Here is a 15,004-nt window from a genome sequence, read left to right on the forward strand (position 1 = left end):
AATGAAAGGAGAGACTGCAAGAATAGCAGTCTTGCAGTATAAGAGATGGATAAACAAGCATTAAAAAAAGAAGTCGACCGCAGACGTACCTTTGCGATTATTTCCCACCCGGATGCCGGGAAAACGACCATTACCGAGCAATTGTTGCTTTTTGGTGGAGCAATCCGACAAGCGGGGACAGTAAAAGGAAAGAAGACAGGAAACTTTGCCAAGTCTGACTGGATGGATATAGAAAAGCAACGGGGAATTTCCGTTACTAGTTCAGTTATGCAGTTTGATTATGATGATAAACGTGTGAATATCTTAGACACTCCGGGACACGAAGATTTCTCTGAAGATACGTATCGTACCTTAATGGCAGTAGATAGTGCGGTTATGGTGATTGATAGCGCCAAAGGGATTGAAGCTCAGACTAAAAAATTATTTAAAGTCGTTAAACAAAGAGGAATTCCGATTTTTACTTTTATTAATAAAATGGATCGCGACGGTCGTGAACCATTGGAATTATTAGAAGAGTTGGAAGATTTGCTTGATATTGAATCGTATCCCATGAATTGGCCTATTGGTATGGGAAGAGGATTGGAAGGGATTTATGATATTCATAATCAGCGAGTTGAATTATCTCATCCAGAAAATTATGACGGTCAGCGTTTCCTTTCACTTGATGAGAAGGGAGATATTGCGAGCGATCATCCGTTACGACAAAATAGCGTGTACCAACAAGCCTTGGAAAATGTTGAATTAGTACAAGAAGCCGGCGATGATTTTGACTTAGAAAAAGTTGAGCAAGGAAATCAGACCCCTGTGTTTTTCGGTTCAGCGTTAACTAATTTCGGGGTCCAAACATTTTTGGAAACCTTCTTAGAATATGCGCCAGAACCTCACGCACATAAAACGAAAGACGAGGAAAAAGTCGATCCTTATGAAGAAGAATTCTCTGGTTTTGTATTTAAAATTCAAGCCAATATGAATCCAGCCCATAGGGATCGGATCGCTTTTTTAAGAATTTGTTCAGGCACTTTTAATCGAGGGATGGAAGTGACTTTGGAACGAACGGGTAAAAAAATGAAATTAAGTAATGTCACACAATTTATGGCTGAAGCTCGCGAAAATATCCAAGAAGCTGTAGCAGGTGATATTATTGGTATTTATGACACCGGAAATTATCAAGTTGGCGATACTCTTTACGAAGGAAAACTCAAAATTGCTTATGAAGAGTTACCGGCTTTTACTCCTGAACTATTTATGCAAGTAAATGCCAAAAATGTGATGAAGCAAAAATCATTTTATAAGGGAATTCATCAATTGGTTCAAGAAGGCGCCATTCAGTTGTATCAAACTTATATGACAGATGACTTTATTATTGGCGCTGTAGGGCAATTGCAATTTGAAGTCTTTCAATATCGTATGAAAAATGAGTATAATTCTGAAGTGGTCATGAAACCATTAGGGCATAAGATTGCTCGTTGGATAGATCCAGCAGATTTAGACGAAAATATGCATTCTAGTCGAAATATTTTAGCCAAAGATCGTTTTGGCCAACCTTTATTCCTATTTGAAAATGAATTTGCTATGCGCTGGTTTGCTGACAAATATCCGAACGTGGAATTAAAGAGTTTGCTGTAAAAAATTAAGTCAGCGTTGTTTACAAGGTCGTGTTGTTCGATGAGTTGGTATTATTTACTAAGAAATTAGGGGAATATGCATCTATAGAAAGTTGCATCAGTTAAAAAGTGTAGCCGTGGTAACCAGCTCTTAAGTCGATAAAAATTAAACTTAGGAGTGGAAAAATGAATAATAATAATTTTAACAAATGGTCAGACACCAAATATTTAGCTGAAATGGTTACTAATCCAATGATTGAAGTAGGTAAATATTCCTATTATTCGGGGTATTATGGAAATGATGACTTTGAAGATGGGTGTGTTAGGTATCTTTGGGGAGATAAAAAAACGAGATATGCCTTTAATCCTAATGAACAGTTTGGTTGGAAGTTAGACAAATTAATTATTGGAAATTATGTCTGTATTGCAAGTGGTGTAGTGATACTAACGCGAGGCTAGAGATGAATGGCGGGTGTTTCAGAGAAGAATATCGGCCATTCAACGATTCTCAGAGAACATGTATAAGCTAAAACGAATATAAACAAGCAAAAACAGCTTAAAAAGAACTGCAATGACAGTATTTTTTAAGCTGTTTTTTAATTTACTAAAATCATTGTGTCTTTTCTATTAGCTTGGGAATAGATATTTCAACGATACCGTCATTTTCAATCTCAGTGATGTCTTCTTTATTATAGGAGTCGGGGGAAAGCTTTTTCAAAAAGCGATTTTTAATTTCGTTGACCTCAGACGTTCGGATGGCTCTCTTGTTATTTACTAATAAGAGTTCATTATGATTGGGAGCTTCGGTGTATACAACAGAAATACTTCCCGCGGTGTATACCTTTACCATCTCAGCATCTGTACTTTCCAACTGTTGCTTTACTAAGCGGGAATGACTATTAGTCACATTTACTAATTTCATATAATTTCACCTCACAATATCAAACCTAGGTTTCTCTTCCATATCTATTATATTTTTATTTTAAAAAAAATAAAAGTGTTAGGTATTAAAAAAACTGGAAAAGAACTCTTGAGAATTCTTTTCCAGTAAAATTAGGGGCGCTTATTTATTTTCTTGTTTATTTTCAACTACAGCATCTTCAGCTGTTTTGATTGCAATTTCGCCATTGTCATCAAGAACAGCTTTTAGTTCAGAACTTCCTGGGTGATCAAGATAATATTCTGCGATACTATCTTCAATTTGTTCTTGGATCGTCCGGCGTAATGGACGAGCACCCATTGCTGGGTCGTAGCCTAACTCAACTAATTTTTCTTTCACGTCTTGTGAGATATCGATATGAATTTTTTGATGAGCAAGCATATTATTGACATCGTCAAGCATTAACGAAACGATCTTCATTAAGTTTTCTTTGCTCAATCCTTTAAATTCTATGATACCATCAAAACGGTTTAGAAATTCAGGGTTGAAGTAATCTTTCAAGTGACTCAATACAGAGTTTGTCGCACCTTCACGTGCAGGTCCAAACCCAACATTTGCTTCAACATTGCCGGTACCTGCATTGCTGGTCATGATGATTAATGTATCTTTGAAGCTCACTGTTCTTCCTTGGGCATCCGTCAAACGTCCATCATCAAGAATTTGCAAGAACATATGCAATACATCTGGATGTGCTTTTTCTACTTCATCAAGTAAGATTAAGCTGTATGGATTACGACGAACTTTTTCAGTCAATTGACCAGCTTCTTCATAACCAACATATCCTGGGGGTGAACCAATTAATTTGGATATGCTATGTTTTTCCATATATTCAGACATATCAAAGCGAATCATCGAGTCAGTTGAGCCGAATAATTCATAAGATAGTTGTCTAGCCAATTCTGTCTTACCAACACCAGTCGGTCCGACAAATAAGAAAGAACCAATTGGTTGGTTTTGGTTCCCTAAGCCAACCCGATTGCGGCGAATAGCTCGAGAAACTTTATCGATTGCTTCATTTTGACCGATAACATGTTTTTTCAAGTCATCTCCTAAACTCCGCAATTGGTTTTGTTCTTTTTCTTTTAATTCGCCCACTGGAATACCCGTTTGTTGTTCGACAATTTGTTCCATTGTCTTTTCTGTAATGACTGGCATTTTTTCATCATTGACTTGTTTTTCTTTCATTTTTTCCAGTTTATTAATTTGGTCTCTGTAATAGGCAGCTTTTTCGTAATCTTCTTCTTTAGAAGCTTGTTGTTTTTCTTGTTGAGCTTCTTCTAATTTTTTATCGATCGTTTTAGGGTCAACATATTGAATAGTCAAGTTTTCTCTAGAACCAGATTCATCCAATAAATCGATGGCTTTATCAGGTAAGAAACGATCTTGGATATAACGATTAGATAAATCTGCTGCTGCTTGAATCGCTTCATCTGTATATTTTACATGATGATAGTCTTCATAACGAGGTTGCAAACCTTTTAAAATGGAAACAGTTTCTTCAATTGTTGGCTCGTCAACTCGTACTGATTGTAAACGACGTTCTAATGCAGCATCTTTTTCAATGATACGAAATTCATTTAAGGTTGTTGCACCAACCATTTGAAGATCGCCACGTGCTAATGCTGGTTTCAAAATATTGCCGGCATCCATATTGCCATCGCCAGCTGTACCTGCACCCACAATTTCATGAACTTCATCGATAAATAAAATGATGTTTTCTGCTTCTTTAATTTCATTGATCAATTGTTGCATTCTTTCTTCAAATTGACCACGAATGCCGGTTCCTTGAACCAATGAAGCTACATCTAACCGTACGACTTGTTTGTCCATTAATTTTTGTGGCACATCGCCGTCTACGATTTTTTGAGCTAAACCTTCAACGACTGCTGTTTTACCAACACCAGCTTCACCAATTAAGACTGGATTATTTTTTGTACGTCGATTTAAAATTTCAATCACACGTTTAATTTCTTCATCACGACCCACTACAGGATCGATTTGTCCTTCTTTGGCTTGTTGTGTAATGTTGATTCCATAATCGCCTAAAAGTCCTGATAAACCGGAATCTTTAGGCGGTTGTCCGCCGTTAGCGTTATTTCCGCCGCCAGCTTGCGTTGGAGGTGTTTGTTCATAATATGAATTTCCTCCTTGCATTTGTGACATTTGACGGAAGAAATCGTCTAAGTTTCCAAAACCAAATGGATCTTGTTGCATTCCCATTGGATTTTCTTGTTGATTTTTCAATTTTTGATAACAGTTTTGACAAAAGTCGATTTGTCGTCTTTGTCCACCAACATTTGCATACAAATGAATGGTTGCTTCATTTTTCCCACAATTTTGACAAAGCATCGAACCTCACAACCTTTCTTTATGTTCGAGTTCTTTTTAATTACTAAAAAGGAAAAGCAAAAGTCAAAAAACATTGACCAACTTTGACCTTTCAAATTCTATTATACAATCTCTGACATAATTTTCAAGTATTTAAACTGGAAAAGCACAAATTTCTTAAGACGATTTAAACAGCCAGCAGGCATGTTAGATTAGGCTTGCAGAATTTTTTCTTTCAATTATAATTCTTTTAGACACAATAAAGAGGAGAGAGCAAAGTGACACAAGAGGAATATACTGAAATGCTTCAGCAGTTGAAGGATGGAACGATTGAGCAAATTACAGTTGAACAACCTGATTTTATGGAATTTCGCAAAGCGTGGCTGACTTTTAACAATCGGATGTCGTTTGTCGGAGAGGCAGGATTGAACGGTACAATCACTTATAAATATGAGCCGACAGAAGATAACATTTGATTTTGCAAGTATTTCTTCGATTTATGGTGGAAAACGGTTGTCTAACAGGCAAAAAAATGGTAATCTTATCAATTGAAAGGGTTATTAACTGTTTTTTTTTGTTCATGTTTAATGGTAGAAAGCCCTCACAAAAAATTTGATAACTTAAAGGAGATAGATCGATATGGAAAAAAAAGATTTTAACGTAATTGCTGAGACAGGAATTCATGCACGCCCAGCAACTTTATTAGTACAAACTGCAAGCAAATTTAACTCTGATATTAACTTAGAGTATAAAGGCAAATCAGTAAACCTTAAATCAATTATGGGCGTAATGTCCTTAGGTGTAGGCCAAGGTTCTGATGTAACAATTTCAGTTGAAGGAGCGGATGAATCAGACGCAATGGCAGCAATTGTAGAAACAATGAAAAAGGAAGGATTGTCTGAATAATGGCTGATATGCTAAAGGGAATTGCGGCAAGTGATGGAGTAGCTGTTGCAAAGGCATACCTGTTAGTGGAACCAGACCTAACCTTTTCAAAAGTTACTGTAGAAGATCTTGACAAAGAAAATTCACGTCTTGATGATGCATTAAAAGCTTCTGAAAAAGAACTACAAAAAATCCGCGAAAAAGCTGCTGAAGCTTTAGGTGAATCAGAAGCACAAGTTTTTGATGCACACTTGATGGTGGTTAATGACCCAGAATTGACGGGTCAAATCAAACAAAATATTTCAGATAATAAAGTTAATGCAGAACAAGCGTTAAAAGACGTTACAGATATGTATATTAGTATGTTCGAAGCAATGGAAGATAATTCCTACATGCAAGAACGTGCTGCTGATATTCGCGATGTATCAAAACGTATATTAGCTCATTTACTAGGTGTAACTTTACCTGATCCTTCAATGATTGATGAAGAAGTTGTCATTGTTGCACACGATTTGACTCCAAGTGATACTGCTCAATTAGACCGTAACTTTGTGAAAGCATTTGTTACTGATATTGGCGGTCGTACTTCTCATTCTGCAATTATGGCTCGTTCTTTAGAAATTCCAGCGATCGTTGGTAGTAAAAAAATTACCGAACAAGCTGAAGAAGGCGATATTATTGCGGTCAACGGAATTGAAGGAACTGCAATTGTTAATCCTACAGAAGAACAAATAGCAGAATATAATGAAGCGGGTAAAAAATTCGCTGAACAAAAGGAAGAATGGAATAAATTAAAAGATGCCAAAACTGTTACTAAAGATGGTAAACACTTTGATTTAGCAGCAAACATTGGTACGCCTAAAGATTTAAGCAGTGTTCATGACAATGGCGCTGAAGCAGTTGGTTTGTATCGTACCGAATTCTTATACATGGATTCTTCTGATTTTCCAACCGAAGAAGATCAATTTAATGCTTATAAGAAAGTTTTAGAAGGTATGGATGGCAGCCCAGTTGTCGTGCGTACAATGGATATTGGTGGAGACAAAAAACTTCCATATTTGGATCTTCCTGATGAAATGAACCCATTCTTAGGTTATCGTGCTTTGCGGATTAGTCTTTCACAATTAGGAGAAGGAATGTTCCGTACACAATTGCGTGCTTTGTTGCGTGCTTCAGTTTACGGTGAATTGCGGATTATGTTTCCTATGGTGGCAACTTTACAAGAATTCCGTGCTGCAAAGAAAATGTACAACGAAGAACGACAAAAACTAATTGATCAAGGATACGGCGTTTCTAACTCAATTCAGTTGGGAATCATGATTGAAATTCCAGCTTCTGCTGTTTTAGCTGATCGTTTTGCTAAAGAAGTTGACTTCTTCAGTATTGGAACAAATGATTTGATTCAATACACGATGGCAGCTGACCGTATGAATGAACAAGTTTCTTACTTGTATCAACCATATAATCCAGCAATTTTGCGTTTGGTTAAAAATGTGGTTGACGCTGCTCATAAAGAAGGCAAATGGACGGGTATGTGTGGTGAAATGGCCGGCGACCAAATAGCTGTTCCACTATTAATGGGTATTGGTTTAGATGAATTTTCAATGAGTGCAACGTCTATCTTGAAGACTCGTAGCTTAATGAAGAAATTAGATACCGAAAAAATGCAAGAACTTGCTAATCGTGCGTTAAACGATTGCGATACAGTAGATGAAGTAATAGCGTTAGTTGAAGAATACGTTGGTTAATTTCATTTCTGTTAAATTTAAAGCGACTAAGACAATGAATCGTTGCCTTGGTCGCTTTTTTTTTGGTAGAAAAATAGAAGTATGCGTCGGTTTACAAAAAAATGAGAAATGAAGTGACACTCCATTCCTCAACAAACCGTTTAATTAAGTGTCGGCTACCACTACCTAGCCATTCTTCAAATTATATCATGTACAATTTGAAGAACGACTTTTCTCATTTTATAAAAGAGGCGCTTGCTAAATAATTAAAGGGATTTATTTAAATTAAAAAATCTTGATATAAATGCAAAACGTTTTTGTTGAAAATTTGATCGACTTGTTCACTAGAAAAATCAGATTTACGTAGAGCATCATAAATTTTGGGTAAAATTGTTCCGTCTGGTAAATCTCCATGTACTGGGATACCGTCAAAATCAGTGCCTAAGCCAATTGATTCGATGCCGCCTACATTATAAAGGTGACGAGCATGACGACAAATAGCATTGATCAAGGAACCCTTTTCTTTAGCGTCTTGTAAAAAGCTAGCAGAAAAGTTGATGCCAATCACGCCTCCGCGTTCTGCGATTTTTTTGATTAAGTCGTCAGGCAAATTGCGGAAATGGGGGCAAATTTTACGAGTATTGGAGTGACTGGCAACAAACGGACGCTTAGTATACTGTAAAACGTCATTAACCAGCGCATCGGAACCATGAGAAACATCAATGATCATTCCCAGCTCATCCATTCGCTGAACAATTTCGATTCCTTTATTTGTTAAGCCTCTTTGTGTTTGGTCGGTTAATTGGTTGTTATCATCAGCAAAAATAGCATTTGGATAGCCAATTTCATTGGGATAATTCCAAGTAAGTGTCATCATTCGTACACCTAGATCATAAAACTCTTCTAGTTTTTCAACGCTACCTTCGATAGGAGCGCCTTCCTCCATTGTTAGCAGAGCGCTCATACGTTCATTTAAACCATTTTCTAAAATTTGTTCGTAATGAGTGATTGGACGGATCTGATCCTCATTGGCTTTCATTTCTGCATAAAAACAGTCAATCATGTTTTTGGCTTCTTCATAAGAAGAGTCAACTGATTTTTTATCAATAAAAATGGCAAAATTTTGTAATAAGTAATCGCCTTCTTGCATTTTAGGAATATCTAATTGAAAACTATTTTTCTTTAGATGACTTTGATCATTTACAGGTGATTGATAAATTTTCATAATTGTATCACAATGCATATCTACAACATTCATAAGTTAACCTCCATTTTAAAAACATAAGCTACCTTAAAGATATCATTTTTTGTGAAAAGAAACTAGCAAAACAAAAGTAATTTTTTAAGAAAAGTTTTCTTAACAGCAAACTCAAGAAAGAATTATTCGTTCAGTAAACGAATAGACAAGAAAAAAAGTTTCCAAAGTATAAATTGCTGAACTGCTAGGCTAAAACGAAACAGTCGTTTGTTTCCAATGAAAATAAGAAACTAATTTTTACAATAATGGGAATCGATATAGGCCCTTAGTTGGAGTTACGTTCATTTTAAAATATGATATACTGTAGTTGTAAAACGAAAGGGGAATGAATCCTTGAAGGTATTGCTTTATTTTGAAGGTGAAAAAATGCTAGAAAAATCAGGGATTGGTCGAGCATTTGACCATCAAAAGAAGGCATTGGAAAGCGCAGGAATTGAATATACCACTGATGCCAAAAGCAAGGACTACGATATTTTACATATTAATACGTATGGCCTAAATACTCGAAAAATGATTCAGCAAGCCAAAAGGCAAGAGAAAAAAGTGGTTTATCATGCCCATTCTAACGCAGAAGATTTCAAGAATTCATTTATCGGTTCTAATGCAGTTACACCTTTATATAAAAAATATATTGTCAGTCTTTACTCTTTAGGGGACCATTTAATCACACCAACACTATATGCTAAACGTATTCTACAAAGTTACGGCATTCAGAAACCTATTGATGTAGTGTCTAATGGGATTAATTTGGCCCAATTTAAGCCTGATGCTAAAAAGGAGCAGGAATTTCGAGCATATTTTAATTTAGCTGCTGAACAGAAAGTGATTATCTCTGTGGGGCTTTATTTCTATCGTAAAGGTATTGTTGATTTTGTCGAAATTGCTAGACGTTTTCCGCAATATACATTCATATGGTTTGGTCATATTTCCTTATATTCTGTGCCAAAAGAGATTCGTAAAATTGTACAATATGATCATCCGGATAATGTCATATTTCCTGGCTATATCAAAGGTGACATCATTGAGGGTGCTTATTCCAACGCAGATTTATTTTTCTTTCCTTCTTATGAAGAAACGGAAGGAATCGTGGTTTTAGAAGCCTTAGCAAGTTCACAAAATGTGCTTGTACGTGATATTCCTGTCTATGAAGGCTGGTTACAAGACAAACAAAATTGCTATATGGGGCATGATAATGCTGAATTTAGTCAATTACTAGAAGGTATTGTAGAAAAAAAGTTGCCTGATCTTTCAAAAAATGGGTGGCAAACAGCACAAACAAAAAGCATTCAACATATCGGTACTGAATTAAAAAATGTATATGAAATGGTGCTTTCTTAAAAAAACGGCAGGTTCGTAGTTTGGAGTGAATTTTTGTGAAAATCGGATTTTTCACAGATACTTACTTTCCTCAAGTAAGTGGAGTTGCTACATCAATTAAAACTTTAAAAGATGAATTAGTTAAATTAGGGCATGAAGTAATCATATTTACCACCACTGATCCTAATGCGCCTGATGATGAAGAAGGGATTATTCGCATGCCGAGTGTGCCTTTTATCTCATTTAAAGACCGCCGTATTGTGGTACGTGGTATGTGGGATGCGTATATGATCGCAAAAGAATTTGAATTAGATTTGGTCCATACTCATACCGAATTCGGGGTTGGATTTTTAGGAAAAGTAGTGGGGAAAAGCTTGCATATCCCTGTTGTCCATACTTATCATACAATGTATGAAGATTATTTACATTATATCGCTCACGGAAAAGTGCTTCGGCCAACTCATGTAAAAATTTTTTCTCGAGTATTTGCTAACCATACGTCTGGGGTAGTTTGTCCTAGTGAACGAGTGATAGCTACGTTAAGAAAATATGGTGTGGTTACGCCAATGCGCATTATTCCAACGGGGATTGAAACAAAAAAATTTGAGCCAAACGAAAACACACCTACAGAAATAGCACAATTACGAACTTTTTTGGGAATGGAAAAAGATGAAACGTTTCTTCTTTCTCTTAGTCGGCTTTCTTACGAAAAAAACATTCAAGCTTTGATCCAAAAATTACCTGATATTTTACAAGTGAAACCTAGCGTACGATTAGTAATTGTAGGAAAAGGGCCTTATGAAGAAGAATTAAAGCAGTTAGCTTTTATTGAAGGAATAACAGATAGGGTACTGTTTGTCGGAGAGGTGCCTAATGATCAAGTAGCATTGTATTATCAAGCAGCTGATTATTTTGTTTGTACTTCTACTTCAGAAAGCCAGGGGTTAACATATCTGGAAGCAATGGCCTCTGGAACACAACTTGTAGTTGAAGGGAATGATTATTTAGATCATTTGGTGGATGATTTTTCACTAGGAGCCACTTTTAAAACAGATGATGAATTTGCGTCCATGCTGCTTTCTTATATGGCAGAAAACCCTGCTAAAAATCCGGAAGTTTTAGCTAGAAAAAAATACGAAATTTCAGCAGAAAGCTTTGGCAAATCCATGCTGGCTTTTTATAATGAGACGATTGTCTATTATGAAAAAGTTCAAGCTGAGAAAGAACAGCGACCTGAAGTTGATACAAGCACCAAAACGAAAAAACACAAACGATTATTTAAAGGGATTTTCCATTAATTATTTTAAAAACCTGTACTTTTCACGTATACTGAAGGTACAGGTTTTATTATATTATAAGGAGGAAGACTAATGAAAATTGGTTTTATCGGAACAGGAGTTATGGGACATGCAATTATCGTAAATTTAATGAACGCAGGTCATGAGTTATTTGTCTATAACCGAACAAAAAGTAAAACTGACGACCTAGTAGCAAATGGTGCGACTTGGAAAGATACACCCAAAGAAATTGCTGCTGCTAGTGAAATAATTTTTACCATGGTCGGTTATCCGCAAGATGTTGAACAAGTCTATTATGATGAGTCGACAGGAATTTTTGCTAGCGATGTCAAAGATAAAATTTTAGTCGATTTAACGACTAGTACACCTTCTTTGGCTGAAAAAATTAATCAAACTGCTAACGATAAAGGAGCTGCTAGCTTAGATGCTCCGGTTTCTGGTGGAGATTTGGGCGCACAAAATGCGACATTAACTATTATGGTAGGCGGCGAACAAACAGTTTACAATAAGGTGATGCCACTTTTTGAAAAAATGGGTAAAACTTATACATTGCATGGTACAGCCGGTAAAGGGCAACATACTAAAATGGCTAATCAAATTATGATCGCTGGAACTATGACTGGTATGACTGAAATGCTGGTTTATGCAGATAAAGCAGGACTATCCTTACAAAAAGTTATGGATACATTGGCTGGTGGCGGTGCTGCCAATTGGTCAATGACTAATTACGGTCCGCGTATTTTAAAAGACGATTATTCACCAGGCTTTTTTGTTAAACATTTTATTAAAGATTTGAAGATTGCTTTAGATGAAGCGAAAAAAATGTCATTGGATTTACCTAGTACCCAATTAGCTACTCAACTTTATGAAAAACTGGCAGATCAAGGCAACGAAAATGACGGAACCCAAGCATTAATCAAACTTTGGTGGAAAGAGAGAACAAATTCTTAAAAACTAAAAAAAATTGAAAAAAACGACCACAAGTCTTCTTCTTTTTGTTAGAATATAACAGAAATGTGAATAAAAGAGGAGGCACTTAGGATGCAAAGTTCCCAATTAGTTGCTATCATTAAACGACTGGAAGCTATGGTCGAAGCACAAGATAGTGAAGTGCAGGTACGCCGTTTTGAAAAAGAAGGCGTTGAAAAATGTACAGTAACCTATGACAATTCAACAGAAACATTTGAGTTAACTGAAGCTCAAACGAATCAAGCTTACCAATTCGATAATATTGATATTGTGGCAATGGAAATTTATGATTTAATACAATAAAAGACTCCGAGAAACAAGTTAAAAATAATTGTTTCTCGGATTTTTTTGTAGAAGCTCTTCACAATAGGTCCAATTTATTGTAGAATTTTAATTGTCTGGAAGCACTATATATGGAAGGCGAACGATGATGAAATACTATATATTGTGTGTTTTTGAAAATATAATAAGGAAGGCGATCAAAATCGTGATAGTAATGGCAGGAATGATTGGGGCAGGAAAGACGACCTATACAACCAAAATAGCAAAAGAGTTACATACGCAGCCGTTTTATGAAGCTGTGGATGAAAATCCTATTTTAAACAAATATTATAATAATCCAGAAAAGTATGGCTTTGCTTTACAAATTTATTTTTTAAACAAACGTTTTAAAAGTATCAAAGAAGCATTTTTTGATCAAAATAATGTATTGGATCGTTCTATTTATGAAGATGCGTTGTTTACCAAAATCAATGTAGAAAACGGCAATATCAGTATAGAAGAATATCAACTTTATTTAGAACTATTAGATAATATGATGGAAGAACTAGCGACACTGCCCAAAAAAGCGCCTGATTTAATGATCTATCTAGATGCTAGTTTTGACCATATATTAACCAATATCCAAAAACGTGGCAGAACATTTGAACAACCAACCAAAGAAAACGGACTGTTAACTTACTATCAGCAATTGCATACAGCTTACGGTGATTGGTTTGAGCAATATGATCACGGCCCTAAACTAAAAATTGATGCCAATCGTTATGATGTGACAAAAGAGAAAGACTGGCAAAATGTATTCGACCAGATCCAAACGAAACTTAATAGAAAGGAAATGACAATTGGGTAAAGATAAGCAAAAACAACCGCTAGTCAAAGTTTACTTAGGGACACCCTATTTTAATGAAGAACAGAAAAAGCGTGTTGAAAAAGCTAAAAAAGCACTTGAAAAAAATGATACAGTAGCCGTTATTCATTTTCCCTTTGATTTTCAATATAAAGAAGCAACGCTTGATGATCCAAAAGAAATATTTGGTACGCTTACTTGGCAAAATGCTACTTATCAAAATGATTTGTCTGCTATGAGTACTGCGGATTGCGGCGTATTTTTGTATGATTTGGATCAAATTGATGATGGTTCTGCGTTTGAAATTGGGTTTATGCGTGCACTGCACAAACCTGTTTTAGTGTTTCCTTTTAGTAAAGAGCTTGATAAACAGGAGTTAAATTTAATGATTGCACGCGGAACAACGAATTTTATCGATTCATTTGAAAAACTAAGTACGTATGACTTTAATCATTTCCCTAGTGAGCCACAAGCTCCTATTGATGTATTTTAACTCTTTTGATTTAGCTTTTGTAATGGTAGTTGATAAAACCAAAAAAACTATTACAGATCAAGCTGGGACATAAGTTTTCTCTGATAATGATTTTTAAAAAATTAGACATCCCAATCCTGGGCCATTCGCCTTTTCTGACGAGAAACATAGAGATACGGGAGGTAAGCGCTAGTTTTCGAAAATTTATCATTGCTGGAAGCTTTTGTTTCAGCTTTTTCATTAGTGTAAACAGTTTCCTTTTAATGATAGATAAAGTGCTTCAAGTACATATTTAGTGCGGATTGCTAGGTCAAAGCTTCTAAAATCTTCTGAGCTAATACCAAAATAAAGCTTCTTCTAAATTTGAACTTTAACCAATGATGTCTAACAAATCACCTGTCTATTTGGCAAAGAATGTTAATAAAAACTAAAAGGAAAATCGAAAGCTATTTACACAACAGCTGATTATGTTAAAATTATTTGCAAGTCAAAGTAATTTGATCTTCGATTTTTGATTGTTTGCAAAGTAAACGAATGAAAAATGTAAAAATAAGGTTGCAATTTTTTTGAGTTTCATTTATAGTTTGATTATCAAATCGTTTGATAATCAAACTATTCGGATGGTGTTAGTTAATGGAGCCCAATTTTGAACGAATCAATACATTATTAGTTGAGGCTTTTAATGATATCTTAGTGATCGAAGAATCTGAGCTGAAAAAGTCGCAATTTAAAGATTTATCGATTACTGAGATGCATACAATAGAAGCGATCGGTATGTACGAAAAAAAGACTACTTCTGAAGTAGCCAAACAACTTTCGATCACTGTTGGGACATTGACGATCGCAATCAATCGTTTGGTAAAAAAAGACTATGTTGAACGTCTTCGTAGTGAAGATGATCGACGAGTTGTCAAATTAGGTTTGACCAAAAAGGGGAGATTGATTTTCCGTGTCCATCAGCATTTTCATATGCAAATGGTCAAAAGTATTTTGGAAGGCATGGACAGTGAAGAGTCTGTGGCTTTACAAAAGGCATTGGAAAATCTTCATGATTTCCTACAAGATTATAAGTGAGTGTAA

The 15,004-nt window shown here is 35.6% G+C and carries 15 protein-coding genes; 12 read left to right on the forward strand and 3 right to left on the reverse strand.

Annotation, left to right across the window (positions count from 1 at the left end; genetic code table 11):
• Positions 1 to 45: 45 nt before the first annotated feature.
• Positions 46 to 1,626, forward strand: coding sequence for a peptide chain release factor 3 (locus tag C7K43_RS01375; protein WP_124005203.1), 1,581 nt, complete (start codon positions 46 to 48; stop codon positions 1,624 to 1,626).
• Between the two features lie 164 nt (positions 1,627 to 1,790).
• Complete coding sequence (locus C7K43_RS01380) at positions 1,791 to 2,063, forward strand: hypothetical protein (RefSeq protein WP_226996694.1); 273 nt, start codon at positions 1,791 to 1,793, stop codon at positions 2,061 to 2,063.
• Between the two features lie 151 nt (positions 2,064 to 2,214).
• Here the strand turns inward: C7K43_RS01380 and C7K43_RS01385 are convergent, their stop codons facing one another.
• Together C7K43_RS01385 and C7K43_RS01390 are read right to left on the reverse strand one after the other, a co-directional pair.
• Positions 2,215 to 2,526: a DUF1827 family protein gene (locus C7K43_RS01385; protein WP_124005204.1), complete on the reverse strand. Its 312-nt coding sequence runs from the start codon at positions 2,524 to 2,526 to the stop codon at positions 2,215 to 2,217.
• Positions 2,527 to 2,667: 141 nt separating this feature from the next.
• On the reverse strand, positions 2,668 to 4,893 hold the full coding sequence (locus C7K43_RS01390) for an ATP-dependent Clp protease ATP-binding subunit (RefSeq protein ID WP_124005205.1): 2,226 nt from the start codon (positions 4,891 to 4,893) through the stop codon (positions 2,668 to 2,670).
• A gap of 257 nt (positions 4,894 to 5,150) precedes the next feature.
• Between C7K43_RS01390 and C7K43_RS01395 the strand changes: the two genes are divergently transcribed.
• The 3 genes from C7K43_RS01395 to ptsP all read left to right on the forward strand — a co-directional run bounded on the left by C7K43_RS01395 (position 5,151) and on the right by ptsP (position 7,505).
• Complete coding sequence (locus tag C7K43_RS01395) at positions 5,151 to 5,348, forward strand: hypothetical protein (RefSeq protein ID WP_124005206.1); 198 nt, start codon at positions 5,151 to 5,153, stop codon at positions 5,346 to 5,348.
• A 163-nt stretch (positions 5,349 to 5,511) separates the two neighbouring features.
• Positions 5,512 to 5,778 carry a phosphocarrier protein HPr gene (locus C7K43_RS01400; RefSeq protein ID WP_124005207.1) on the forward strand — a complete coding sequence of 89 codons (267 nt, stop codon included), beginning with the start codon at positions 5,512 to 5,514 and terminating at the stop codon, positions 5,776 to 5,778.
• Positions 5,778 to 7,505: a phosphoenolpyruvate--protein phosphotransferase gene (gene ptsP, locus C7K43_RS01405; RefSeq protein ID WP_124005208.1), complete on the forward strand. Its 1,728-nt coding sequence runs from the start codon at positions 5,778 to 5,780 to the stop codon at positions 7,503 to 7,505. The genes C7K43_RS01400 and ptsP overlap by 1 nt, the downstream gene beginning before the upstream one ends.
• A gap of 259 nt (positions 7,506 to 7,764) precedes the next feature.
• Here ptsP and C7K43_RS01410 read toward each other — a convergent pair whose 3' ends face one another.
• Positions 7,765 to 8,742: a dipeptidase gene (locus C7K43_RS01410; protein ID WP_124005209.1), complete on the reverse strand. Its 978-nt coding sequence runs from the start codon at positions 8,740 to 8,742 to the stop codon at positions 7,765 to 7,767.
• 333 nt (positions 8,743 to 9,075) lie between these two features.
• Between C7K43_RS01410 and C7K43_RS01415 the strand changes: the two genes are divergently transcribed.
• From C7K43_RS01415 to fabT, 7 genes are all read left to right on the forward strand, one after another.
• Positions 9,076 to 10,080 carry an LTA glycolipid anchor biosynthesis glycosyltransferase, IagA/BgsA family gene (locus tag C7K43_RS01415; protein ID WP_124005210.1) on the forward strand — a complete coding sequence of 335 codons (1,005 nt, stop codon included), beginning with the start codon at positions 9,076 to 9,078 and terminating at the stop codon, positions 10,078 to 10,080.
• 35 nt (positions 10,081 to 10,115) lie between these two features.
• Positions 10,116 to 11,357 (forward strand): glycosyltransferase family 4 protein, encoded by a 1,242-nt coding sequence (locus C7K43_RS01420; protein ID WP_124005211.1) that lies wholly within the window; start codon positions 10,116 to 10,118, stop codon positions 11,355 to 11,357.
• Between the two features lie 72 nt (positions 11,358 to 11,429).
• Complete coding sequence (locus tag C7K43_RS01425; RefSeq protein WP_124005212.1) at positions 11,430 to 12,308, forward strand: NAD(P)-dependent oxidoreductase; 879 nt, start codon at positions 11,430 to 11,432, stop codon at positions 12,306 to 12,308.
• 90 nt (positions 12,309 to 12,398) lie between these two features.
• Positions 12,399 to 12,629 (forward strand): YkuJ family protein, encoded by a 231-nt coding sequence (locus C7K43_RS01430; protein ID WP_124005213.1) that lies wholly within the window; start codon positions 12,399 to 12,401, stop codon positions 12,627 to 12,629.
• A gap of 184 nt (positions 12,630 to 12,813) precedes the next feature.
• Positions 12,814 to 13,455 carry a deoxynucleoside kinase gene (locus C7K43_RS01435; protein WP_124005214.1) on the forward strand — a complete coding sequence of 214 codons (642 nt, stop codon included), beginning with the start codon at positions 12,814 to 12,816 and terminating at the stop codon, positions 13,453 to 13,455.
• Positions 13,448 to 13,945: a nucleoside 2-deoxyribosyltransferase gene (locus tag C7K43_RS01440; RefSeq protein ID WP_124005215.1), complete on the forward strand. Its 498-nt coding sequence runs from the start codon at positions 13,448 to 13,450 to the stop codon at positions 13,943 to 13,945. The genes C7K43_RS01435 and C7K43_RS01440 overlap by 8 nt, the downstream gene beginning before the upstream one ends.
• A gap of 612 nt (positions 13,946 to 14,557) precedes the next feature.
• A complete protein-coding gene (gene fabT / locus C7K43_RS01445; protein WP_124005216.1) occupies positions 14,558 to 14,998 on the forward strand; it encodes a fatty acid biosynthesis transcriptional regulator FabT in 441 nt (146 codons plus the stop codon).
• Positions 14,999 to 15,004 lie beyond the last annotated feature (6 nt).

The sequence above is a fragment of the Tetragenococcus koreensis genome, assembly GCF_003795145.1.
Classification (GTDB): domain Bacteria; phylum Bacillota; class Bacilli; order Lactobacillales; family Enterococcaceae; genus Tetragenococcus; species Tetragenococcus koreensis.